The organism is Rhodococcus sp. BH5, assembly GCF_027583855.1.
GTDB lineage: Bacteria > Actinomycetota > Actinomycetes > Mycobacteriales > Mycobacteriaceae > Rhodococcus_F > Rhodococcus_F qingshengii.
Genome location: NZ_JAJHVW010000005.1, coordinates 19,690 through 43,583, shown reverse-complemented (window position 1 = coordinate 43,583; position 23,894 = coordinate 19,690). Strand labels below are relative to the sequence as shown.

Genomic DNA, 23,894 nt, shown 5'->3' with positions numbered 1-23,894 from the left:
GTTCTGATCGCCGCGACCAATCTCTGACTCGAGACTAGCCGCGGCAACCAGTACCTAGGGTGAACTGAGAAACGAAATCTACGATGTCGTCATCTGAACAAGCGATGCTTCGAGCACCGCGCGTTCGCTGTCCGCCAGCGGTCTGGACTTTTCGGACACCGTGTCGAATCCGACCATCAACGCGTCGCCGAAAGCGCATTCGACACCCGCGTTGTCACGGATGACGTGCCGAACCGTGAACGAGGAAGTCCCGACGTGAGTCGTGAAGATCTCCACATTCAAGGGACCGGACCGATCGGTGACCGGCTTGAGGAACTCGACGGTCATCTTTCGAACCACGAGGTATCCCGGCCGGCCGCCGAGCGGCGCCAGTTTCGCTTCCAGGAACTGGATGCGCGCTTCCTGCATGTACTCGACGTAACGCGTGTTGTTGACGTGACCCAACCGGTCGGAATCGCCCCACCGGACCTGGATCTGCGCCGTGTATACGTCGGACACCGGATCAGTCCCTGGTGAGCTTGCGGTGAGTCACGCGGTGCGGGCGTGCGGCGTCGGGGCCGAGTCGCTCGACCTTGTTCGCCTCGTAGCCCTCGAAGTTGCCCTCGTACCAGTACCAGGCTGCCTCGTTGTCGCCGAAGCCACCTTCCCACGCAAGGATGTGGGTACAGGTCCGGTCCAGGAACCAGCGATCGTGCGAGATCACGACGGCGCAGCCGGGGAACTCTTCGAGAGCGTTCTCCAGCGAGCCGAGGGTTTCGACGTCGAGGTCGTTGGTGGGCTCATCGAGCAGGATCAGGTTGCCGCCCTGCTTGAGCGTCATCGCCAGGTTCAGGCGGTTGCGCTCACCACCGGAGAGGACGCCGGCCGGCTTCTGCTGATCGTGACCCTTGAAACCGAACGAGCTGATGTACGCACGCGAGGGAAACTCGGTCTGGCCGACGACGATGAAATCGAGCCCGTCCGACACGGTCTCCCAGACCGTCTTCTTGGGGTCGATTCCGGAACGGTTCTGGTCGACGTAGCTCAGCTTGACCGTCTGACCGATCTTGACCTCACCGGCGTCAGGCTCCTCGAGACCGACGATGGTCTTGAACAGCGTCGTCTTACCGACGCCGTTGGGGCCGATGACGCCGACAATTCCGTTGCGCGGCAACGTGAACGAGAGATCCTTGATCAGAACGCGACCGTCGAAGCCCTTGTCGAGGTTCGAGACCTCCACGACCACGTCACCCAGGCGCGGCGGTGCCGGGATCTGGATCTCGTCGAAGTCGAGCTTGCGCGTCTTCTCGGCTTCGTTCGCCATTTCCTCGTAGCGATCGAGACGAGCCTTGTTCTTGGCCTGGCGGGCCTTGGCGCCGGAACGAACCCATGCGAGCTCGTCCTTGAGGCGCTTCTGCAGCTTCTGATCCTTCTTGCCGGCAACTTCGAGGCGTGCAGCCTTCTGCTCCAGGTAGGTGGAGTAGTTGCCCTCGTACGGGTACAGGCGTCCGCGGTCGACTTCACAGATCCACTGCGCGACGTGATCGAGGAAGTAGCGATCGTGAGTCACGGCGAGGATTGCGCCGGGGTAAGCAGCGAGATGCTGCTCGAGCCACAGGACAGATTCGGCGTCGAGGTGGTTGGTGGGCTCATCGAGGAGCAGGAGGTCGGGCTTGCTCAGCAGCAGCTTGCAGAGCGCAACGCGTCGCTTCTCACCACCGGAGAGGTGGGTGACCATCTCTTCCGGCGGGGGGCAGCGCAGGGCGTCCATAGCCTGCTCGAGCTGCGAGTCGATCTCCCACGCATCTGCGTGATCGAGCTTCTCCTGCAGCTCGCCCATCTCTTCCATGAGCTCGTCGGAGTAATCCGTAGCCATCAGCTCGGCGATCTCGTTGTACCGCTTGAGCTGGACCATCGTCTCTCCGAGACCGTCCTCGACGTTCTCGCGAACAGTCTTGGTCTCGTCGAGCTCCGGCTCCTGCATGAGGATGCCGACGGTCGCGCCCGGAGCCAGGAATGCCTCGCCGTTGCCCGGCTGGTCCAGTCCGGCCATGATCTTGAGGATGCTGGATTTACCAGCGCCGTTCGGTCCGACGACACCGATCTTCGCGCCGGGGTAAAAGCTCATCGTGACGTCATCGAGGATGACCTTGTCACCGTGCGCCTTGCGCACCTTCTTCATCGTGTAAATGAACTCAGCCATGACCGCCAGCCTATCGGTGTTTGCCCTATAACCCACATTGCGCGTTGGCCGTCACTCCGATGCGGGTTCTGCGGACAGTCCGAGGTCATCGACCAGATTCACCGACATGCTCATCGACCCCCACGAAAACCGCGATGGGGACACCTCCGGGTGTCCCCAGGACGGCTCAGATCATTGCCCTGTGGATGCCCTTCGGCTCGCCACCGAGCTGCGAGAGCGTCGACGCATGGAAAATGGAACCGGGTACATGGATCGCGTGCGCGAGACCGGCATGCGCATCACGCCAGAACCGCTGCATCGGCGTGTTCAACTGCAAAGCCCCACCACCGGAACGAGCAAAGATCTCGTCCACCGCCCGCACCGCCCGCCACGCCGCAGCAGTCTGCGTACGCCGACCGATCGCACGAAGCTCGAACGAAACTTCCTGCCCCTTCTCCGTCATGTCCCAAAAACGATCCACCGTCTCCAAGATCGCAGCCCGAGAAGCAGCGATCTCGGCCGCCGCCTCACCGATCGCGAACAGCACGTACGGATCTTCCTTGATCGGAACACCACTGACCGTCACACGCTCACGCTGCGCCGCCATGTTGCACGCCAACGCACCTTCGGCGATACCGATCAACGACGAAGTGATCCCCAACGGGAAAATGCACGAGAACGGGAACTTGTACAACGTCTCCGTACGACCCGCTTCCTTCCACGCCGTCCCGTCGAAAACCTTTCCGGCGTCGATCGTGCGGTACGTCGGCAAGAACGCATCCTTGACGATCAGATCCTTCGACCCGGTTCCGCGCAGGCCCACGACATTCCAGCTGTCCTGGTCGATGTCGTAATCCGAACGCGGCAACAACACGTGCAGAATCTTCGGCGGCATCAACGGCTTACCGGACTCGTCACCGACCATCGCACCGATCATGATCCAGTCACAATGATCGGTACCGGACGAGAACGACCAACGACCGTTGAGGATGTACCCACCCTCGACCGGCCTCGCCACACCCATCGGCGCATACGGTGACGCCATCCACGTATCAGGATCGGTTCCCCACACCTCTTCCTGAGCCTTGCGGTCGAAGAACGCAAGCTCCCACGGATGCACACCGACGATGCCGCTGACCCAGCCCGTGGCACCATCCATCGCGCCGATAGCCATTGCCGTCTCGGCGAATTCACGCGGATGCGCCTCGAGGCCACCGAACTCCTTCGGCTGCAACATCCGGATGACGCCGGCGTCGCGCAAGCGCTTCGCGCTGCCGTCCGTCAAGCGCATCAGCTTGTCGCCCTCGACTCCGTCGGCGCGGATCTCGTCGGCGAACTGTGAGATGTTGTCCAGAACCTGACCCATGATCTTCCGCCTCCATTGATAGCCCGCCAACCTTCAATAAAGTAGAACACGTTCTAGAAAAATGCGGAAGTAGAACGGCCAGTTCGTTCAGCGCCGATCAATACGAATGCGACAAGGCCAGTGGCGTTCAGGTCGACACGTGCCCCAGTCCCGCGGTCAGAATGCGAATACACCTCATCGCAACTTCCGCAGGCGAGCCGTCGCCATACGCCGGGGAGTCCCCGTCAACCCACGCGACAACGGCCATCCGCTGGGCCGTGTTCGCTGCAATTGCAAGCAAACGCACTTCCAGTGGGTCTGCGCCGGGTCCCATCAAATCACGCAGTACGAGCACCAATGCAGTCTCGGTGTCGTTGACCAAGCTCACCACGCGTTCCGAAGCGCCGGATCGCCAGGAACAATCCTTTGAAGTCGGCGAATCAACGCAATCGCATCGGGTGTTGCGGCAGGTGAATTCAGTGCGACGCGGGCGGCGGATGCCAGCACCTGAACAACAGGCGTACCCGGCGAACTGGACGCGATATACCCGAGCCATTCGTCGATCCCGTTGGCGAGTATCGGCCTCACCGCATCTTCCTTCGTCCGAAGTATCGATAGAACGTGCGAAGTCCGATTCCAGCTGCGCGTGCAATGCCCTCGGCAGTCACCGGATTCTCGCCGCGAAGGACAAAAAGCTCTGCAGCACAACGTGATATCTCCAACTTTGCCTGCTCCTTCCGCCGTTGGGTGAGCGACGGGGAGTTAGACACTGAACCATGCTCATGCCAGTATCGCACGGTGCGCCACCGTGCTTCGGAGTTGAACAGGAAGAACCCTGGCATCGGCTGCGGAAGCCATGAACCGTCCACTTCGCCTTCGATCAGTTCCGCCACCGACTGGACATCGAGACGCCAGGCCAGCCTCGTCTCACCCCCATCGCCATTTGACGCGATTCGAGGCGGCAGCGCAGGACCAAGTCTACGGATCATCGACGTTCACGAACGCATACGCCTGGGTCCCGCCGACGGCAACGCTCGCAGTTCACGCATGGTGCGTTGAACATCGAAATGTGTCGCAGTTTGGCCAACCGCCCCCCAAATCGATGACGCTACAAGGCGGACAGGTACCGCACTTCGGTAGTCGAGTTTGAGCATCGCGGACGGACCGGAAACAGCAACGGCAGCAATCGCGTTTCCTTGCGGCCCAACCGGTGCAGCAACGCAATTGAGGCCGGGACTCAACAGCCCCGCGCCGTACGCTACGCCGGTATCACGTATTCGACTGAGTTCCTGCCTTAGAGTCATCGGCGCTTCAGCGCCCACAGGGGAGCCTCCGAACGCAAGGAGCGCACGTCCAAGAGCCGACCTGTCGGCCGAAGAACGTTCGCCGACACGAGTAGGAACTACACCGGACAGCATTCCGCCGATCTTGTCGAGGTAAACGACATCCGGCGCGTCCAGCACTCCGAACTGCACTACCAGTCCGGTCACTCGATGCAACTCGCGGAGGAAGGGCAAAGCGACCGAATACAATCGATCCTGTTGTATTGCAAGGCTTCCCAGCTCCATCAATCTGATTCCAAGGCAGTAATCAGTGCCATCCCGCCGGAGCCACTTCTTGGCGACGAGCTGCTCGAGCATGCGATGCACCGACGAACGAGGCAAGCCGGTAATTCGCGAAACTTGACTGAGAGTGAGCTGTCCGGACACTTCGAAAGCATCCATGACCGACGCCAGTCGATCCAGGAACCCCGCCGGGGTCGTAGCGTCTGCACGAGCGGAAGCTTGCATGCGAATTCCTTGAAGTCATTCCCACAATTTATGGTGCACGTGGGGCACGTGGAGCCGAAAAGCGCTACCGGGCTTACTGGTTACGGCCCGCTGCAACAGCACCGCGACACCAGGCCGTCCGTCACCGTCGGATGTTCGAACGATCTCAGTGTGACAAATTGTGCCATGTTGACATCGGGTGTGAAGAGAAAAACCTCAGGAGCATTCACAGAAGGATCACGGTGGACGTTAACGCCGCAACATGAACAGAGAAGGGCGAAATACGTTGCCCCGGAGGCATATTCCACTAGACCAGAAAGTCGCACGGAAGATTTCCGTCAAATCCGTTGGGCCATTCGCCACGCTTGTGCCGCAAGCCTGTCCGCCTGGGCGCCGAACGATTCCGCCGACCGCTCGATTTCGCCCATCGCGCCACGTAGCGTGCGGCTGTACACACCCTCGACAATGCATGCGATCTTCCACCAGTTGAACGCAATGTAGAAGTCGATATTGAAGTCCGCATCTTGTTGGGCCGCAGAGATATAGACGTCCAACAGCTCATCACGCGACGGAAAACCTTCGATTCGAGTCGGAGCATTCTCCAATGCACAAACATCGTCATCGGGTTCGGCCCAATAGACCAACAGTTGGCCCAGGTCTGCCAAGGGGTCACCCACCGTGGCCAGTTCCCAATCCAGTATTCCGGCGATCACGCCGTCGGCGCCGACAATGCAGTTGTCAAGGCGAAAGTCACCGTGCACGACGCTGCTACTGCACTGAGGGGGAATATTTCGAGACAACTTGGCATGTGTGCGTTCGAGGTCGAGGCTATCTCGCACACGGTCACCCTTCCAGTTCCGCAACCACCGATTCAACTGACGATCGATGTAGTCCGTCCGATCGGCCAGAGCATTCCATCCGATCTCACGAGGGTCGACCGAGTGCAGGGCGGCAAGATTGCGAACCAGTTCCGCGGCCAATCCGGCTCGCGTTTCGTACGGGATTTTCGCGCGTACTACCTCCGGATCACGCAGGACTGCGCCGTCGATGAAGTCCATGACAAAGAACGGAGCACCAGTCACAGATTCGTCAATGCACTTGCCTACAACGATCGGTGACGGAACCGGCACGTTCTGCAGTCGCTCGAGAATGTCAGCTTCGCGAATTACATCATGGGCGGATGCATGCCTGATTCCGAGCGGGGGTCGACGTAGCACCCATCGAGAACCTGCCTCGTCGCTCACCGAGTAAGTCAGGTTCGAGCGTCCACCGGCGATCCGTTCGAATTCGAGCAATCCTTGCGTGGCATCGGGCAGATACTCACGGAACCACGCCGCCACCAGGGGCTCACACAAACCGTTGTCGCCCTGCGGTGCCGGGTTCACGACCTCACACCCTCTCGCGCGGGACCACTTCCGACAGATGCTGATTTCAGCGGCGCATCGATGCCGTCGAGAAACACCGAAACGACGGCATCGGCGAGCTCTGAAAGACCGAACTCCTCTGTGGGGCTGAACCATCGGAGCGACAACCACACAGCGTCGCGAATCAGTCCGTAGAGAATCTCCGCCGGCAGGTCCGATCGAAACTCGCCTGCGTTCATTCCGGATTCGATAACAGCGATCCAGGCGTCCTTGGTGCTACGGGCGGCCTCACGGATGTCGTGATAGGAGTCAAGTTTCCGGAGATAGGTGCTGTTGTTCTGATAGATCTCGGAGGCGTGTGGGTGCGCCTGACTGACCTGAAACGAAGCTCGAACCAGCGAACCGAGGCGAGTACGTGGGTCACCGGCAGATTCCAGGATCGACCCGTATGCGCTCGTGAGCGCCTGAAGATATTGTGTGACAATCGTATTCGCGATTGCATCCTTCGATGGGAAGTAGTGATAAAGGCTTCCGGACAGAATTCCCACCGCATCAGCGATATCGCGAACTTTGGTGCCCGCGATCCCCTTGGTGGCGAACAGTTCTGCAGCCTGTTCGAGTATCAAGTCGTGACGATCCGACCATTCCATTCAAGTCCTCCTGACGAGTCTTCACGTGTCACCTCTGACGAGGTTGCAATTTTGACTCTATACCGCGAATCAAACGTTTGCTACAGTCGCTCCGTACCGCGTAGCAAACGTTTGATACGAGACTTTGAGCGCTCGTGAAATACCAGGAGAGGACGGACGCGTGTCGGACAAGACAATGTCGGAAGCAGATGTCGTAAGTCGACTGAGATCGGGAATGACAATCGGAATCGGCGGGTGGGGTTCGCGCCGGAAGCCGATGTCACTCATCCGAGAGATCCTCAAGTCAGAACTGACCGATCTGACCGTTGTGTCGTACGGCGGAGCTGATGTGGGGTTGTTGTGCGCAGCCGAAAAGGTTCGAAAGGTTGTGTTCGGTTTCGTCTCGCTGGACTCGATACCCCTGGACCCTCACTTCAGAGCAGCCCGACAGGCTGGTCGTATCGAGGTCAGCGAATACGACGAGGGCATGCTCCAATGGGGCCTGTACGCGGCCGGGATCCGTATGCCCTACCTGCCGACTCGCGCGGGACTCGGTTCCGACGTCCTCCGGGTGAATCCGGAACTGCAGACGATCGTCGATCCTTATGCGGGCGAATCATTGGTTGCGATGCCGGCGCTCCCCCTCGATGCCGCGCTGGTACATATGAACCGCGCGGACATGCATGGCAATGCCCAATACCTCGGGCCGGACCTGTACTTCGACGACCTGTTCTGCCTAGCTGCCGAATCGGTCTATGTCTCTTGCGAACAAGTGGTTCCCACTGCGGAGTTGACCGCGGATGCACATCCGTCGACGATTCGAATTCCCCGGTTGCTTGTATCGGGAGTCGTTCACGCTCCAGGTGGTGCGCATTTCACATCCTGCGTACCCGACTACGATCGTGACGAGGCTTTCCAACTCGAATATGCCACTGCAGCAAAAGATCCAGAAGCTTGGCAACGCTTCGTCGACCGATATCTGTCCGGCTCCGAGGCCGACTACCAGAGACTCGTCGCTGCGGAATTCGAAGGAGTGCCGGCATGAGTGACGCCACTCGGGCAGAGGTCTGCGCGATCGCGTGCGCCGAGGCGTACCGAGGCAACGGTGAAGTGATCGCGAGCGCATTCGGCGTGATACCTGCAATCGGTGTGCGATTGGCGCGTCACACTTTCGAACCCGATCTCGTTTTGTCCGACGGAGAAGCGTCAGCCGTGCGCGGCACGTGGGCCGTCGACCGAACTCCGGCAGGCGAGGTCGAATCGTGGTTGCCCTTCAACCAGATCTTCAATCTCGTCTGGAATGGCAAACGGCACATCATGATGATTCCCACGCAGCTCGATTCCTATGGGAACTGCAACATCTCCGCGATAGGTGATCATTCGCGGCCGACAGTGCAACTCTTGGGAGTCCGCGGAGCGCCGAGCAATACCGTGCATCACCCGACAAGTTACTGGGTGCCGAAACACAGTGCACGCGTCCTCACTTCACAGGTCGACATGGTTTCCGGTGTCGGAAACGACAATGCACGCAAGGCCGGACCGTCGGCCAGCCGATACCACGAGTTACGACGAGTTGTCACAAATCTCGCAGTTCTGGATTTCGAGCCGGATAGCGGACAGTTGCGTCTGGCGTCGACTCACCCCGGCGTAACCGTCGACGAAGTAGTAGCCGCAACCGGGTTCGAACTCCACCTGCCCAAAGCCGTACCCACTACTCGAACCCCCACAAGCGAGGAGCTCGACCTGATTCGCAACGTCATCGATCCACGGAACCTACGTGACAAGGAAGTACCGGCATGACCGTGCTGAACTCAGGTACCGGGCCACTGCACACCCGTATCTGCGAACTCTTCGGTGTGAAGTATCCGATTGTGCAGACCGGCATGGGGTACGTCTCGGACGCCCGACTTACGGCGGCCACAACCAAAGCCGGCGGTTTGGGAATCATCGCCGGGGCGATGCTGACCTACGACGAACTCGTCAGCGCCATCGATTACGTCAAAGACCGCACCGACCAACCATTCGGCGTGAACTTGCGAGCCAACCAGGACGACATCGATCGCAGAATCAAACTTCTCATTCGATCGGGGGTCAAGATCGCCTCCTTTGCGCTCGCACCGAACCAGGCGCTGATCGGCCGACTCAAAGATGCAGGCCTTGTTGTCGTGCCGTCGATCGGAGCTCGCAGACATGCCGAGAAAGTTGCAGCGTGGGGAGTTGACGCAGTTGTCGTTCAAGGCGGCGAGGGCGGCGGACACACAGGCGCAGTCCCCACGAGTTTGCTTCTGCCACAGGTAGTCGACGCCGTCGACATCCCCGTTATCGCGGCAGGCGGATATTTCGACGGCCGAGGTCTCGTCTCAGCACTCGCCTACGGTGCAGACGGAATCGCGATGGGGACTCGCTTCATGCTCACCAGCGATTCACCGGTGTCTCAGGCAGTCAAAGATGTCTATCTCTCGAAGTCGGTCAACGACACCGTGGTCACACTCGAGATCGACGGGGTTCCTCAGCGTGTGCTGCGCGCAGGAACGATCGATCAACTCGAATCAAGCCACGGACCGACGCGCATGTTACGTGCTGCCCGCAATGCTGTTGCTTTCCAACGTCTCTCGGGAACTCCCTGGTCGAAGTTGATACGTGAAGGCCTGGAAATGCGGAAGAGCCACGAACTCTGCTGGCGGCAAGTTGTGATGGCCGCCAACGCACCGATGCTGTACCGATCCGCACTCCTCGACGGCCGCACGGATATCGGAGTCATGGCGACCGGGCAGGTCGTCGGACTGATCGACGACATCCCCAGTAGCGCAGAACTCGTCGAACGCATCATGCAGGACGCGGAGGCCGTCCTTGCTCGACTCACACCCGCACCCGAATTGGACAGTCGAGTCTTGTCAACTGAAAACGTGAAAGGAACAACGAACTGAAATGAATCAGCTGAAAGATCGAGTAATCATAGTAACCGGTGCCGGTCGTGGTTTGGGCCGGGAGCACGCCCTGCTACTTGCGGCCGAAGGCGCAAAAGTGGTTGTCGACGACACCGGCGCCGGACCGGACGGGCACGGAAACGACATCAGTATTGCGGCATCGGTCGTCGACGAAATCGTCGCGGCCGGAGGAATCGCAGTTGCCAGTGTCGCGGACGTCACGACGATCGACGGCGCGAGCGAACTCCTGGACCTGGCCCTCGAGGCATTCGGCTCGGTCGACGGCCTGGTCAACAATGCCGGCATCCTGCGTGATCGAATGTTTCTGAACATGCCCGAGGCCGATTGGGACGACGTGATCTCGGGACAACTACGCGCTACATTCGCGCCCTGCACTGTATTCGGCAACTACTGGCGCGAGCGTTCGAAGTCGGGCGAAACCGTCGCGGCGTCGATCGTGAACGTATCGAGCACCTCCGGGCTGCTCGGTGCCGTCGGTCAGAGCAACTACGGCGCCGCGAAGGCCGGGATCGCAGCGTTGACAACGATCCTCGCACAGGAGGTCGCCCGATACGGTGTGCGAGTCAACGCAATTACGCCTGTGGCCAGGACACGGATGACCGAGAACGTTCCCGGTATCAAGGAACTTGTTGCAGCACCTGACGATCCGAGTGCATTCGACACCTATCATCCAGGCAACGTCTCGCCAGTTGTGGCCTATCTGCTCACCGAGAAGTGCCCCGCCACTGGTCAGGTGTTTTACGCCAAAGGCGGCGAAGTCCGCCAGTTTCTCGGGTGGCAGTACGGAAAGACCATCGCCAGAGACTCGCGATGGACGGTGGAAGAGTTGACAGAGGCGATGAGTGAAATTGTCTGAGCCGACTGCGCCGATCCCTGGTCCGGGACACGGCCTTGCTGAAGGCAAATCCGTTCTGGTGACAGCAGCAGCGGGAACTGGAATCGGATTCGCAGCGGCACAACGCTTTGCTGCCGAAGGTGCCCGACTGGCGATCAGTGACCGGCATGAGCGCAGATTGATCGCGGCCGCCGACCGCATCGAGTCCGAGTTCGGCACCCGCCCACTCACTGTTCCTTGCGATGTCACGGACAATCAGCAGATCGACGCAATGGTCGATCGGGTGGTTGCCGAGTATGGATCCATCGACGTCCTCATCAACAACGCAGGCCTCGGCGGGACGGCGAGCATTCAAAGTATGACCGACGAGCAGTGGTGTTCGGTACTCGATGTGACCCTGACGAGCACTTTCCGCACCACACGATCAGTGTTGAGAGTCATGATTCCACGAGGGTCGGGGGTGATCGTCAACAACGCGTCGGTCATCGGCTGGCGTGCGCAGGAAGGGCAGTCGCACTACGCCGCAGCGAAAGCCGGCGTCATGGCGCTCACACGATGCTCTGCCCTCGACGTGGCACCGCACGGAATCCGGGTCAACGCGGTTGCACCGAGCATCGCGATGCATCCTCACCTTGCCAAGGTGACCAGCGACGAACTGCTCGAACAGCTCAGCAAGAGTGAGGCTTTCGGTCGTGCGGCACAGCCGTGGGAGGTCGCCAACGTCATGGTCTTTCTTGCAAGCGACTACTCGTCGTACATGACGGGCGAAGTCGTTTCGGTAAGTAGCCAACATGCATAGCCACCCATGGGGTCTGAAGGAGAAGCTGTGGTCGACAAAGAGTCACTAGGTATCACGGGCACCCCGTTCCGTATGGACATCGAGCGCGGCAAGATTCGTGAGTTCGCCGTTGCCACGTATTCGAGCAATCGGAACTATGTCGAAGACGAGTTCCCGGTAGTGCCCCCGACGTTTCTCACCACGACCCTCCTCTGGCAGACAGAGGGCTCGGATCCGTGGCGGAAGGTAGAGCTCGACGGCAAACGCGGACTCCATGCCGAACAGAAGTACGAGTTCTTCGGACCACCTCCCCGCGCAGGTACTCGTCTGAACTGCACTTCGCGGATCGTCGACATCTACACGAAGCAGGGACGGAAGGGCGGCGAGATGACTTTTGCCGTGATGACAACGGATTTCGAAGACGAACAGGGAAATCTCATTGCTCGGGCAACTATGACCGGAGTGGAAACTGCTCGACCGACTGTGGAGGAATCTTGATCAACACAGTGTCAGTCCCGACCCCGTGGGTTGTCGGTCCGGTATCCCGCACCGATTTCGTCAGGTACCAAGGTGCGTCGGGAGACATGAATCCGATTCATCACGACCAGGTTTTCGCCGAGGCGGCGGGGTACCCGAGTCCGTTTTCGGTCGGGATGTTCCAAGCTGGGCTCCTGGCCACCTTCGCCACCGATTGGCTGGGTGCAGAGAACATCCGAGCGATACGAGTTCGGTTCCTCGAACAGGTTTGGCCCGATGACACTCTGACATGCTCAGCGCTTGTCGAACGAACCTATGCGGACGACGAAGGTGACAAGATCGACGTCGAACTCGCCTGCACGCGGCAGACCGGCGGATTGGCGGTCAAGGCGTGGGCAACCTTCGTGCGGACGCCCCTCGTACCGTCGGAGCGGCCGTGAAGGCGCACGTATGTACCCAGCTGGGGTTGCCGAATCAACTGCAGTTCACAGAAATTGACGATCCCACGCCGACACCGAACCAAGTTCTCGTCTCGGTCAAGGCGGCGGGTGTCAATTTTCCCGACGGGTTGATCGTCGCCGGAACGTATCAAACTAAACCCCCACTCCCCTTCATTCCCGGGTCGGAAGTCGCGGGTGTAGTGCACAGTGTCGGCTCGGACGTCCAAGGGGTCACCCCGGGGATGCGAGTCATGGCCTTCTGCGGCATGGGCGGATACGCGGAACTCGTGGCGGTCACCAGTGACAAGGTCTTTGTCATCCCTGATTCCATGAGTTTCTCCGACGCTGCCGGATTCGTGGTTACCTACGGAACGTCCTACCACGCACTCGTCGACCGAGCTGCGATCCGACCAGGAGAGACATTGCTCGTCCTGGGTGCCTCCGGGGGCGTCGGGCTCACCGCAATCGAGATCGGCAAAGCATTGGGTGCACGCGTGGTGGCGGCGGCGTCCTCCGAGGCGAAACTCGAGGTCTGTAAGCAACATGGAGCAGACGAGTTGATCAACTACACAACGGGCAACCTTCGCGAACGAGTCGCACAGGTCGCACCGTCCGGTGTAGACGTGGTGTACGACCCGGTCGGTGGAGATCACGCCGCTACAGCGGTGCGCGCATTATCCACCGCAGGAAGATATTTGACGGTTGGCTACGCTTCGGGGCAGATTCCGAAGATCGGCATGAATCGCCTCCTCGTCGTTGGCGGGGCGCTACATGGAGTTCTCTGGGGCGCATGGGCGAAGCGTAATCCGGAGTGCAACGCGGACAACATGCGAGCGCTCTTCGACATGTACGACGGTGGCGCTCTGTCTCCTCATGTGAACAGCATCCACCAGCTGATCAATGCTCCTACCGCACTCGAGGAAGTCATGAGTCGACGAGCGCTGGGCAAAGTCATCCTCTCAACCAACCCCGAATGACAATTCACGACAGAAGGTGCCGTCAATGGACTTAGCTCCGAGCCCCGCTGCGCGCGAAATCATCGCGCGTCTAGAAGCATTCATGGACGAACACGTCTACCCAGCTGAGTCGGTTTACTCCGAACAACTCGAGGCCGCAGGACCTCGCAGTCACGTCTTGCCACCCGTAGTCGAGTCGCTGAAGTTGGAAGCGAGACGCCAGGGCATGTGGAATCTGTTCATGCCGGCGCTCTCAGGACTGTCTCACCTCGACTACGCCCACATCGCCGAGGTGACGGGACGCTCGCCCTACATTGCCCCCGAAGCCCTCAACTGCGCGGCGCCCGATACCGGAAACATGGAGATCCTGCACCTGGTGGGAACCCGCGAGCAGAAGGAGCGATGGCTTCAACCACTGCTCGACGGCACAATGCGTTCGGGCTTCTCCATGACTGAACCCGATGTTGCGTCCTCCGATGCCCGAAACATCATGACGTCGATTGTTCGGGACGGCGACGAATACATCGTGAACGGTCGAAAATGGTGGACGACCGGTGCAGCAGACCCACGGTGCGAAATTCTGGTAGTCATGGGGAAGACGAATGCCGAGGCAGAGCCCCACAAGCAGCAATCGATGATCTTGGTGCCCGTCGCCACCGCTGGAGTCGAAATCGTGCGCAGTTTACCGATATTCGGATACCACGACCAACACGGCCACTGTGAAATTCGGTTCGATAACGTTCGAGTACCGGCAACAAATATGCTTGCGTCCGAAGGAGACGGGTTCGCCATCGCACAGGCGCGCCTGGGTCCGGGCAGAATTCACCACGCCATGCGCTGTATCGGCATGGCGGAGCGCGGATTGGACTTGATGGTTCGACGTGCCCAGTCTCGTAACGCTTTTGGCGGGCCGATCTCGGATCAGGGAGTTGTCCGGACCTGGATCGCCGAATCGCGAATGGAAATCGAGCAGGCCCGCCTTCTGGTGCTGAAGACAGCATGGCTCATCGACCAGGTCGGAGCCAAGGGCGCTCAGATCGAGATCGCGGCAGTCAAAGTCATCGGTCCTCGTGTGGCGCGCAACGTCCTGAATCGATCGATCCAGTGCCACGGGGGTGGCGGTGTCACCGACGACTTCCCGATCGCGAGAATGTGGGCGAGTGCCCGGATCCTCGGTATCGCCGACGGACCAGACGAAGTGCATATCAGGAGCGTCGCACGCCACGAGTTGCGCAAGCACCGCTGACGGCGATTGGTGTTCGAGGCCCGCGAAAGCCGTTGTATTGCTGAATCATCAGCCTTCGTCCACTCGAGCGCATGGTTGACCTCGGTCAACCGCTTCGGGCTGCGGCCCGTGAAGAGAAAACCTCAACCAATTGAATAGGAGAGGCAAATGCCTCGCGCGTCAAAATCAAGGCAAGTGTCCTTCGATCACGAAGTGGACTTCCTCGTTGTCGGCAGCGGTGCCGGTGGGTTGACCGCGGCGTTGGCAGCCGCCGCCAATGGTCTGAACACCCTCGTCATCGAAAAAGCAGACGTTTATGGCGGCACCACCGCGCTGTCGGGCGGCAACATCTGGGTGCCCAACAATCCAACTCTCATCCGCGAAGGGCTCTCGGACAGCCGTGACGACGTCCGGGCGTACATGCGAGCTGTCGTTGGTGATGGAGTTCCCGAGGACAACATCGACGCATTCGTCGACGAAGGTCCACGCGTGTTCGAGTTCCTCGAGAAGACCAGCCCGCTCATGCGATTCCAATGGTGTACGGGCTATTCGGACTATCACCCGGAGAAGCCGGGCGGTCGCCCACGTGGACGTACCATCGAACCGCTTCCTTTCGACCTGAAAATGCTCGGCACCGACGAGTCCGGTCTGCGCCCCGGCGCACTTCCGACTCCCGCCGGTCTGTACATCACATCCAAAGAGTTCGTGAAACTGAACATGGTCATGCGTACCTGGGCAGGGCGACGTGCCGCGCTGGCAACCGGGTGGCGTGCAGCGAAGAGTGTTCTGACCAGAAGGCACATGGAGACACTCGGGCAGGCCCTGGTCGGCCGTCTGCGCCTGGCGATCAAACAAGCCGGCGTTCCGCTTTGGCTGAACACTGCGATGGAATCGCTGATCACCGACGACGATGATTGCGTGGTGGGTGTGGTGGCCGAGCGCAGCGGCCGCACTGTCAGAATCCGAGCTTCCAAAGGCGTACTGCTCGCCTGCGGCGGTTTCGAACAGAGCGACGAGATGCGTCGGCAATATCTCCCGGAAAACGCCAGCGCCAACTACAGCCTCGGTTCAGTCGACAACACTGGAGACGGCATCCGCGCGGGACAACAAATCGGTGCCTCAGTTGACCTGATGGATGACGCGTGGTGGATGCCCTCGTTCAAGAGACCTGACGGGATCATGCACGGATTGGTCTCCGAACGGTCGGTTCCCCGATCGATCATCGTGAACCAGAACGGAGTTCGGTTCACCAATGAATCCGCTCCCTACGTGACATTCGTCCACAACCAGATTGCCGGGGGTCACGACCCAGCGTGGTTCATCTTCGACGCGAAGGCCAAAAGTCGCTATCAGATCGGAGCGATCATGCCGGGGCAGAAGTTCCCGAAATCCTGGTTCGACAACGAACTCCTCTACACCGGCGACACGCTCGACGAGTTGGCCGGCCGCCTCGGACTTCCGAAGAAACAATTAGCTCTCACTGTGCATCGATACAACAGGTTTGCGCACAACGGTGTAGACGAAGACTTCGAGCGTGGAAAAAGTGCGTACGACAACTACTACGGGGACCCGACATTGCCAGTCCCCTCGATGGACATGATCGACGAAGGTCCGTACTACGCGATTCGACTACGAACCGGCGATCTGGGAACGAAAGGCGGGCTCGTCTACAACAAACATGCACAGATCATGCACAGTTCCGGTGAACCGATTGCAGGTCTCTACGCGACGGGCAACACCTCGTCCGCGGTCATGGGCAACGACTACGCCGGGGCAGGCGCGACCATCGGGCCGGCGATGGTTTTCGGATACATCGCGGCGCGCCACGCAGCTGACCGCCGACAGGACCCGCGATAGATCGGAGTCGTTCCCGTTCCCGTCGGCACGACGTACAACCACGCGGAGGTGGCCTGGACGAACCATCCATGCCACCTCTGGTCGGTGCTCGGTGACTCGCCAACGCGATGGATGCACTGTCACACAGTCTGCAATTCCGCAGGCAGTTCGACCGCGTCGCTACCCGAAGCCGCAAGCAGCTGCGCGTACCGCCCGCCTTGCTTCACCAGTTCGTCGTGGGTGCCCTTTTCCACAACCACGCCCTGGTCGAGGACCGCGATGAGATCCGCATCTCGAACCGTGGAGAGTCGGTGCGCCACAACAAGAGTGGTGCGTCCGACCATCAGCTCGTCGAGCGCGTCCTGCAACGCACGTTCAGTGCGATTGTCCAAGGCGCTCGTCGCCTCGTCGAGGACGAGGATCGGCGGATTCCGCAGGACTGTGCGCGCGATCGCTATACGCTGTTTCTCACCGCCGGAGAATCGGTAGCCGCGCTCGCCGACCATGGTGTCGTACCCGTCGTCGAGACCGGAAATGAACTCGTGGATCTGCGCGATGCGCGCTGCCTGCTCGATCTCGGCGTCCGTGGCGTCGGGTTTCGCGAACCGAAGGTTCTCACGAATCGTCGTGTGGAAGAGATACGTCTCCTGCGACACCACACCTACCAGGTCGGAGACCGTCGCCAGATCGAGGTCCCGCAGATCGACGTCGTCGATTCTCACCGATCCCGCAGTCGGGTCGTACAGACGTGCGGCCAAGTATCCGAGAGTGGTCTTGCCCGAACCCGTGGAGCCGACAAGCGCCAAGGTTCCGCCGGCCGGGACCGTGAGGTCGATGTTGTCGAGGGTCTTGCTGTCGGTTCCTGGATACGAGAAGTCGACGTGGTCGAACCGAAGTTCGCCGGACATCTTGGTGCGGTCGAAGCTCTTCGACTCTTCCGGATCCGCGATGTCGATCGGCAGATCCAGGTACTCGAACACGCGACTGAACAGTGCCATCGAGCTCTGCACCTCGACGCCCGTGTTGAGCAGCATCATGGTGGGGCGGAACAATTGTGTTTGCAGCGTGGTGAATGCGACGAGGGTGCCGACGGTGATGGTGTTGCCGTGATCGAGAGTGAAACCGGCAAACCAGTAGACCAGTGCAGGCATGGCTGCGAAGGTGATCGACATGGTCGCCATGCGCCACTTGCCGGCCATCATGGCTCGGAGTTCGACGTCTGCGACTTCCGCTGAACGCTCGGTGAATCGATCCGTCAGAGCCGACTTCGCGCCGGTCGTCTTGCCGAGGAGAATGCCACTGACGGAGAGAGATTCCTCCACCTGGACCGACAGATCACTGAGTAGCTTCTGCCGCTTACCAGAGATCTTGCGGCGCTCGTCACCGATCTTGCGTGCGATACGGATGAACACCGGCAAGATCGCCAGCGAGAAGATGGCAAGCCGCCAATCCAGAAGGAACAGAGCAACAATGGTGGCTGCCACGGTCGTTGCATTCTGCGCGATGGACGTTGCCGTGTTGGTGACCACCGACTGCATACCGCCGATGTCGTTGGCAATACGCGACTGAACTTCTCCGGTTCGGGTTCGAGCGAAGAATCCGAGCGACTGATTCTGCAGATGCGAGTAGACCCGCACGCGCAGTTGGTGCATCAGTTTCTGGCCGATGCTGTTGGACATCCAGGTCTGCGCCACGCCGAGACAGCTCGTGATCACGGCAATGGCGATCATGCCGATGGCCAGAACGCTCACGAGTCCGAGGTTCTTGTCCGGGATCGCCTTGTCGAGCATTTCGCGTAGGAGCAGCGGGCTGCCCAGCGCACGATCGCGCTGAGTGTGATGACCGCGGTGACGATGGCGATCTGAGTTCGATACGGCGCGAACAGTCCGAGTACGCGTTTTGCCGGTACGGATTCCGCCGGAGTGATCTCGACAGCGGATCGTTCGATGTTTCGCATGTGATCTGGTTTCACGTTCTACCTCCTGGAGGCTTTCTCACCCTAGTTTCATATTGATGAGGTTACCTCACTATGAGGCTGACACCAACAACGCTAGACTGACGCCATGCATTCCCGAGAGCGCGAACTCACCGACGTCGTGATGTCCGTGGCACGGCTCATCCGCCGACGTCAGGTGGCAGCGCTGGAACCATTCGGTCTCTCGCCGTCGCAAAGCCGAGCGCTGCGAGTACTGACCCGAGTGGGCGAGCCGGTTCGACTCGGGTTTCTTGCCGAGCGATTGCGCATCGTTCCGCGGTCGGCGACCGACGTCGTGGATTCCCTCGAAGAGGCCGGATGGGTGCGCCGCACTCCCGATCCGAACGATCGGCGAGCCGTGTTACTCGAGCTCACCGACGCCGGCGCTACCCTCGCTGCCGACGTCGCAAAAGCTCAACGACGCGAATCTTCGGATGTGTTCGACGACCTCGACGAATCGGAGCGAGCAACTCTCACCGAACTTCTCGAGCGAGTGGACGCGGGGCACGACTCGCGGCCCCGCGACTGCCCGAAACCTTCGGTCTGAGTCCTCACGCAGCGACGGTGTCGACTGCGTCCTCGACATTCTCCGCCGACGTCGGCTTGCTCTGACGCTCGATCTTCGAGATGCAACGAGCAAGGTCCGCGCCTACCGCAGTCGCCCGTAGCTCGAGATCGGAACGAGGCACACCCTCTTTGGTCGTGTACTCGTTGGTGCGCAACTCCCCCGCCACCATGACCGGATCACCCTTCATGATGGATGCGCCGACGCCGGTGACCAACCGCCGCCAGCAGCTGACCGTGAGATAGAGGGTCGCTCCGTCCGTCCACTCTCCGGTCACCGCGTCTTTGCGACGCGTGTTGCTCGCCATCCGAAAGCTCAGCACCTCTTCGCCATTGGTGGTCTGCCGCTTCACCGGATTGGTGATGACGGTTCCGACAACCGTTGCATGCGTTTCGTACATGTCCGATCCCCCTTCGAACTCCAGAACCCGCCAACTGCCGCGGGGCCGATCATTGCGTCGGCAGTTTCGATTGTGGAACGACAAACGCGTGGCTCGGGATCTTCGATTTCCACCTGTGCATCGGTGGAACAGCTGTGGAGAAACAGCACTGCCCGAGCCAAACGGCCCGGGCAGTGTCGGAGCTAAGTGCTAGTGGAGGATTCGTCGGATTTCTTCTCGCTGGGTGTCTCGTCCGCAGAGTCCTCGCTTGCAGTCTCCGCGTCAGCAGCCTCACGGGGTTTCCACCCTTCGCGGTCTCGCCTGGCCAATTCGGCGAACATCGCGTTGTGCGCGGCGAGGTCGGCGTCGTGGTCACGCTCGGCCGCACGGTCGGTTCGGCGCGCTGTCCTACCATCGCTGCGCGACCACTGAACCAGTAGCGCGAGCATGACCACCATGAGCGGGATCTCGCCGGTCGCCCACGCGATGCTGCCGCCCAGCTGCTGATCGCCGATCAGGTCGTTGTTCCAGCCGAGGCCGAGCGAACGGAAGTACGCGCCGCCCATGACGGCGGTGGTGCTCATCAATGCCACGCCGAAGAAGGCGTGGAACGGAAGTGAGCCGAAGACCATTGCCAGCTTGGTCACTGGCTGCAATTGACGTGGTGACGGGTCGATTCCGATCGCCACCCAATAGAAGAGATAGCCGCTGAGGATGAAGTGCAGGTTCATCAGCAGGTGAGCGCTGTGCGAGTCGACCGTCGCACCGTAGATTCCGCCGAGATACAGCGCGTAGAAACCGCCGACGAAGAGAACTGCCGCCACGATCGGGTGGGTGATGAATCGCGAGAACGGGCTGTGCAGAGCGGTCAGAATCCACTCGCGAATGCCGGGCACGCCGTCCTTGCCTGCCGGATCCAGGGCCCGCAGAGCCAAAGTGATCGGCGCACCCAGAACCAGCAGGACTGGGCCCAACATCGACAGCGCCATGTGCGCACCCATGTGAACGCTGAATACTGCCGGCGCGTACTTGCCGACGCCCGAAGACGTGGCGATCAAGAGCACCGCACAACCGCTCATCCAGGCGATGGTTCGGCCGACAGGCCAGGAATCCCCACGCTTGGCCAGCTTGCGCAGGCCGATTCCGTACAGAATCGCCGCGGCGATCGCGGCGGTGCCGAACATGAGGTCGAATCGCCAGTCCGTCACGAAAGCCATGAACGACGGCGGGTCCGGAAGGTTGTAACCGAGTTCGACCTCGGGAATCGAGGGAATCGACAGCGGCGGGGGCGGCGGGGTACGACCGAGGCCGATCGCGAGACCGATGGTCGCCGCCATCACGATGCCTTCAGCGCCGGCAAATCGAATCAGGGCAGAGCGACTCTTCGGATTCTCCGCCAGCGCCGGTAGCGCCCGACTCCGCTGAGCCCAACCGAAGAACCCGAGGATGATCAGTGCAACCGTTTTCGCGACGATCAATCGTCCATACGTCGTGGTGAAAACGTCGTCGAGAGGCAGACGGACAATCGCGTTGATGACGCCGCTGAATCCCATGACGACGAAGCAGATGGATGCGACCGTCGAAAAGCGTCGGGCTGCTACGTCGGTGTAATCGCCGCCGCGGCGCGCGTGTGCCAGTAGCGCGAACAACCCGCCGGCCCAGAGCGAAGCCGCCACGAGGTGCAGGATCAGGCTGTTGGTAGCGATGTCATGCGACCCGCCCGAAGACGAGTGACCGGTGAGAGCGAGCGGCATCAGTCCGAGAAGACCGACCAGCAGCAGTAGCGGGGTCCACCACCAGCGCAGTGTCAGTCGGGCCAGGATCGCCAGAACAACCGCGATGATCGCAGTCCAACGCCAAGCGCCGGCGATCTCGACCTGATCGAGTCCCGACCACAGGTTCGCCGGTTTGATCGCTTCGGCAAACGGCTGACCCGACGTGTCAGAGAGCGTCAGAGGCACCATCATGAACGAACAGATCGCCCACACGATCGCGGCGTGCGATGCAGTTCGGACTGCCCGATAGCCGTCGACGTCGAGGACGCCCGACTTCTGCGGCGGCACGAAGAACGCGGCCAGCAGCAGTGACCCGATCGCGATGACCGCGGCGATCTCCCCCAGTGCCCGCATCGCGGGCAGGCCGTACGTGGTGATCGGGCCTGGATCCGGGATGCCCAGAAGAGTCAGTGCCTGCGACGCGGAGAATCCCACCACGATGGCTGCGGTGAGCCCTGCGATGAGTCCACTGACCACGAATATCGCGGTCGAAGAAGCGGGTGCACCGCTGTGCTGTGTGGACTCCGGTGGGGAATCTGTCGGCGCGAGGTCGGGTGTAGCCATACCTCAAGGGTAGGACCTTCGCGAACCGACTACGACAACGCGTCGGAGTTGGGCGGCGCGCGTCACATCCCGAACCCTCGAGTATGATGTTCCACGCGCCTCCGTAGCTCAGGGGATAGAGCAAGAGCCTTCTAATCTCTTGGTCGCAGGTTCGAATCCTGCCGGGGGCACTTTTGTATCGTTTTCCCAGGAACGAATACCCTCTACACCTGCACGTACGAAGCCATGACCGACGCGGCATTCCTGCGTTATCCCACTCAATCCCGGCCAAAGTGTTGAGTAAGTGTTGTTGTGCGGTTCTCAGGTGAGTCCAGTGGATACACCATAAGTTGGGCGCCGAATCCCGGCTTGTCATCGACAATCTTGCTGTCCAGCGGCGGAGCGAATTGGTACGGAAGACGAGTTCTGGAAAGCCCTGCAATGCTTCTGTCACACCCGGAACTCCAAAGGGAACCAGGCTATTTGGGCCCACATCAGTAATGGGCCTCTCAGATTCAAGCTCGGGCGCCAGCACGTCTGGCGCAAGAGTGTCGTACTCGCGTGGGCGCCGAACAGGAACCCCCGTGGTGTCAAGCGCGGCACCCGACCCTCCCCTGAAGTTTGGGCGCAGCGTTCGTTCGAATGGTGGAACTCTGTACGATCCGCACGCTAATCGGTAGATCGCGAATTACTTTCGTTGAGTCGGACGCTGCGGTGGCCGATCAAACGCACGTCGCGATTCGTCATTTCGCCCTGCATTGATCCACCGGCCTCGACCTGGCCGGTCGCCCAGTGGGTCATCCTGGGTGCACGTGTTCCCGACAGCTCAGGTGCGCCGACCTGCCGGAGTGCACGCGGGGGCCACCCCGGCAGGCGACCCCACTACAAGGGGCAGCCACAAGGCAGCTCGTTCTCACTCGCTGAGAAATCACAAGTGCCGATTCACACAAACCTTGATCGTAATTCGCGCGGGAAACCGAAATACGTTACTTGCCAGCCTTTTTCCTTGGACAACCTTGGGCAATCGTTCCCCATCCTCAACATTCACAAACCGGACAGTCTGTGCTAATTTTTACAGACCTTCACCCCCGTTTTACCCTCCGAGAGGTTCATCACGCATGTCTAAAGCCACCCGCCGCGCCGGAATCGTTGCCGCACTTGTCGGCTCCGCTGCATTGATTGCACCGGCTTTCGCGGGCGCAGCACCCACTGGTTCACTCGGTTCCGCAGAGCCGGAAGCGGGCTTCACCTGCTCCACAACGTCTACCGAAACCACCGCGAACGGCTGGGGAATCCCGTTCACCGACGAGAAGGACCAGATCGCCTCCTACGCGGCCGATAATGTCTTCGACAAGGACGGCTCACTCAAACTCGAAGTCACCGACGTCAACGACCGCTCGGTGTCGTACCACGCGGCTGGAAGCATCAAGCTCGCCGACGCGGCTGCCAAGGAAATCGGGTTCTCCGAGCGCGCCGTAACCACCAGCGCCGCGTTCCAGCTGCGTTTGACCGGTACCACGAATCCGAAAGACAACGGTTTCACCACTCTGGTGTGGGTGCCGAGCCAGAACGACGCACCTGTCACGGACGTTGCGGTCAAGCACGAGAACATCCAGGACGGACTCTGGTGGAGCACCCGTACCATCGGCGGTGCAGTAAAGGGCGAGCCCACCTCACTCGATGCCATCGTGGCAGCCAACCCCGGCGCGAAGGTCGAGCACTACGGTGTGAGCGTCGGCACCGGCTCGGCGGCCTCGAGCGTCTTCGTCGACGCGGTGAAGTTCAACGGCTGCACCACCAACTTCGCCAAGAAGGATCCGAAGCCCGAGACAGGCACCGGTTCGCTCGGTTCACTCGGCGACATCTTCGGCAGCTAGCAGCAACAGTTCTACTG

The 23,894-nt window shown here is 60.5% G+C and carries 23 protein-coding genes, 1 tRNA gene and 1 pseudogene; 13 read left to right on the top strand and 12 right to left on the bottom strand.

All coding sequences use genetic code 11. The annotated features are described in order from the left end of the window. Positions 1-78: 78 nt before the first annotated feature. From RhoBH5_RS14260 to RhoBH5_RS14220, 9 genes are all read right to left on the bottom strand, one after another. The gene (locus RhoBH5_RS14260) at positions 79-498 is read right to left on the bottom strand and encodes an acyl-CoA thioesterase (RefSeq protein WP_003944475.1); all 420 of its coding nucleotides are present in this window, start codon (positions 496-498) and stop codon (positions 79-81) included. 4 nt (positions 499-502) lie between these two features. After that, positions 503-2,182 (bottom strand): energy-dependent translational throttle protein EttA, encoded by a 1,680-nt coding sequence (gene ettA / locus RhoBH5_RS14255; protein WP_007730925.1) that lies wholly within the window; start codon positions 2,180-2,182, stop codon positions 503-505. Positions 2,183-2,348: 166 nt separating this feature from the next. Further along, on the bottom strand, positions 2,349-3,527 hold the full coding sequence (locus tag RhoBH5_RS14250) for an acyl-CoA dehydrogenase family protein (protein WP_270008449.1): 1,179 nt from the start codon (positions 3,525-3,527) through the stop codon (positions 2,349-2,351). 127 nt (positions 3,528-3,654) lie between these two features. Next, entirely contained in the window at positions 3,655-3,894 is a 240-nt protein-coding gene (locus RhoBH5_RS14245; RefSeq protein ID WP_007733370.1) for a hypothetical protein, read from the bottom strand. Then, positions 3,891-4,094, bottom strand: a complete 204-nt coding sequence (locus RhoBH5_RS14240; RefSeq protein WP_007733369.1) for a hypothetical protein — start codon at positions 4,092-4,094, stop codon at positions 3,891-3,893. Before RhoBH5_RS14240 ends, RhoBH5_RS14245 begins: the two co-directional genes overlap by 4 nt. Then, a complete protein-coding gene (locus tag RhoBH5_RS14235) occupies positions 4,091-4,348 on the bottom strand; it encodes a TetR family transcriptional regulator (RefSeq protein WP_228402290.1) in 258 nt (85 codons plus the stop codon). The genes RhoBH5_RS14240 and RhoBH5_RS14235 overlap by 4 nt, the downstream gene beginning before the upstream one ends. A 153-nt stretch (positions 4,349-4,501) precedes the next feature. After that, a complete protein-coding gene (locus tag RhoBH5_RS14230) occupies positions 4,502-5,296 on the bottom strand; it encodes an IclR family transcriptional regulator (protein ID WP_007733367.1) in 795 nt (264 codons plus the stop codon). A gap of 317 nt (positions 5,297-5,613) precedes the next feature. Continuing rightward, positions 5,614-6,660 (bottom strand): phosphotransferase family protein, encoded by a 1,047-nt coding sequence (locus RhoBH5_RS14225; RefSeq protein ID WP_007733366.1) that lies wholly within the window; start codon positions 6,658-6,660, stop codon positions 5,614-5,616. Continuing rightward, positions 6,657-7,289, bottom strand: a complete 633-nt coding sequence (locus RhoBH5_RS14220; protein WP_270008448.1) for a TetR/AcrR family transcriptional regulator — start codon at positions 7,287-7,289, stop codon at positions 6,657-6,659. Before RhoBH5_RS14220 ends, RhoBH5_RS14225 begins: the two co-directional genes overlap by 4 nt. Before the next feature lie 160 nt (positions 7,290-7,449). On the opposite strand from RhoBH5_RS14220, the gene RhoBH5_RS14215 reads away from it, so the two are divergent. The 10 genes from RhoBH5_RS14215 (at position 7,450) to RhoBH5_RS14170 (ending at position 16,784) form a co-directional block, all read left to right on the top strand. Next, complete coding sequence (locus tag RhoBH5_RS14215) at positions 7,450-8,313, top strand: CoA transferase subunit A (protein ID WP_007733364.1); 864 nt, start codon at positions 7,450-7,452, stop codon at positions 8,311-8,313. Beyond that, positions 8,310-9,068: a CoA-transferase subunit beta gene (locus tag RhoBH5_RS14210; protein WP_270008447.1), complete on the top strand. Its 759-nt coding sequence runs from the start codon at positions 8,310-8,312 to the stop codon at positions 9,066-9,068. The genes RhoBH5_RS14215 and RhoBH5_RS14210 overlap by 4 nt, the downstream gene beginning before the upstream one ends. Further along, a complete protein-coding gene (locus RhoBH5_RS14205; protein WP_270008446.1) occupies positions 9,065-10,195 on the top strand; it encodes an NAD(P)H-dependent flavin oxidoreductase in 1,131 nt (376 codons plus the stop codon). The genes RhoBH5_RS14210 and RhoBH5_RS14205 overlap by 4 nt, the downstream gene beginning before the upstream one ends. Position 10,196: 1 nt before the next feature. Next, on the top strand, positions 10,197-11,072 hold the full coding sequence (locus RhoBH5_RS14200; RefSeq protein ID WP_007733359.1) for an SDR family NAD(P)-dependent oxidoreductase: 876 nt from the start codon (positions 10,197-10,199) through the stop codon (positions 11,070-11,072). Further along, on the top strand, positions 11,065-11,850 hold the full coding sequence (locus RhoBH5_RS14195; protein ID WP_442972459.1) for an SDR family oxidoreductase: 786 nt from the start codon (positions 11,065-11,067) through the stop codon (positions 11,848-11,850). Before RhoBH5_RS14200 ends, RhoBH5_RS14195 begins: the two co-directional genes overlap by 8 nt. Positions 11,851-11,877: 27 nt before the next feature. Further along, positions 11,878-12,327, top strand: a complete 450-nt coding sequence (locus RhoBH5_RS14190; RefSeq protein ID WP_003945322.1) for an FAS1-like dehydratase domain-containing protein — start codon at positions 11,878-11,880, stop codon at positions 12,325-12,327. Beyond that, positions 12,324-12,746, top strand: coding sequence for a MaoC/PaaZ C-terminal domain-containing protein (locus RhoBH5_RS14185; RefSeq protein ID WP_007733354.1), 423 nt, complete (start codon positions 12,324-12,326; stop codon positions 12,744-12,746). Before RhoBH5_RS14190 ends, RhoBH5_RS14185 begins: the two co-directional genes overlap by 4 nt. After that, entirely contained in the window at positions 12,743-13,723 is a 981-nt protein-coding gene (locus tag RhoBH5_RS14180) for an NADPH:quinone oxidoreductase family protein (RefSeq protein ID WP_270008526.1), read from the top strand. The genes RhoBH5_RS14185 and RhoBH5_RS14180 overlap by 4 nt, the downstream gene beginning before the upstream one ends. A gap of 25 nt (positions 13,724-13,748) precedes the next feature. Next, positions 13,749-14,948 (top strand): acyl-CoA dehydrogenase family protein, encoded by a 1,200-nt coding sequence (locus tag RhoBH5_RS14175; protein ID WP_030537580.1) that lies wholly within the window; start codon positions 13,749-13,751, stop codon positions 14,946-14,948. A gap of 147 nt (positions 14,949-15,095) precedes the next feature. Further along, complete coding sequence (locus tag RhoBH5_RS14170) at positions 15,096-16,784, top strand: FAD-dependent oxidoreductase (RefSeq protein ID WP_270008444.1); 1,689 nt, start codon at positions 15,096-15,098, stop codon at positions 16,782-16,784. 119 nt (positions 16,785-16,903) lie between these two features. On the opposite strand, the pseudogene RhoBH5_RS14165 reads toward RhoBH5_RS14170, so the two are convergent. Further along, positions 16,904-18,720, bottom strand: a pseudogene (locus RhoBH5_RS14165) (ABC transporter ATP-binding protein). Between the two features lie 106 nt (positions 18,721-18,826). Between RhoBH5_RS14165 and RhoBH5_RS14160 the strand changes: the two are divergent. Further along, positions 18,827-19,285, top strand: coding sequence for a MarR family winged helix-turn-helix transcriptional regulator (locus RhoBH5_RS14160; protein ID WP_003945320.1), 459 nt, complete (start codon positions 18,827-18,829; stop codon positions 19,283-19,285). Positions 19,286-19,289: 4 nt separating this feature from the next. On the opposite strand, the gene ssb is transcribed toward RhoBH5_RS14160, so the two are convergent. Then, positions 19,290-19,703 (bottom strand): single-stranded DNA-binding protein, encoded by a 414-nt coding sequence (gene ssb, locus RhoBH5_RS14155; RefSeq protein ID WP_007733347.1) that lies wholly within the window; start codon positions 19,701-19,703, stop codon positions 19,290-19,292. A 182-nt stretch (positions 19,704-19,885) separates the two neighbouring features. After that, positions 19,886-22,021, bottom strand: a complete 2,136-nt coding sequence (locus RhoBH5_RS14150) for a cytochrome c oxidase assembly protein (protein ID WP_042446115.1) — start codon at positions 22,019-22,021, stop codon at positions 19,886-19,888. Between the two features lie 97 nt (positions 22,022-22,118). On the opposite strand from RhoBH5_RS14150, the gene RhoBH5_RS14145 reads away from it, so the two are divergent. Together RhoBH5_RS14145 and RhoBH5_RS14140 are read left to right on the top strand one after the other, a co-directional pair. After that, positions 22,119-22,191: transfer RNA gene (locus tag RhoBH5_RS14145), tRNA-Arg, on the top strand. 927 nt (positions 22,192-23,118) lie between these two features. Next, entirely contained in the window at positions 23,119-23,877 is a 759-nt protein-coding gene (locus tag RhoBH5_RS14140; RefSeq protein WP_042923865.1) for a hypothetical protein, read from the top strand. Positions 23,878-23,894: the final 17 nt, after the last annotated feature.